The organism is Pseudomonas sp. HY2-MNA-CIBAN-0224 (genome assembly GCF_040310285.1).
Taxonomy (GTDB): domain Bacteria; phylum Pseudomonadota; class Gammaproteobacteria; order Pseudomonadales; family Pseudomonadaceae; genus Aquipseudomonas; species Aquipseudomonas helleri.
Map to the genome: position 1 here is coordinate 1 of NZ_JBEOPQ010000750.1, position 251 is coordinate 251.

General features: G+C 42.6%; 1 protein-coding gene. It reads left to right on the top strand.

What is annotated here, in order from left to right; translation table 11 throughout:
- The coding region (locus tag AAEZ03_RS28335) for a putative endonuclease domain-containing protein (protein ID WP_350583279.1) at positions 1-223 on the top strand (223 nt) is incomplete at its 5' end.
- Positions 224-251 lie beyond the last annotated feature (28 nt).

The following is a 251-nucleotide window of genomic DNA, read 5'->3' on the forward strand; positions in this document are numbered from 1 at the left end:
ACGTCAGCGTATTCTTGAACGTGCTGGCTGGAAATTCTGGCGCTGCTTTGCGTCCACTTTTGTCACTCGTAAAAAAGAAGTCATCCAAGATTTATTAGCAGAATTGGAACGCTTAGAGATTTATCCAATCACTACCGACACGGCACATAGCAGCTCGTATGTCGAATCTAGAATCGTCAATACGGTTGAAGAACCCATACTCGATATTGAAGCTGAGACCTAAACATTTATAGCCTGCTAGATACTCAGTT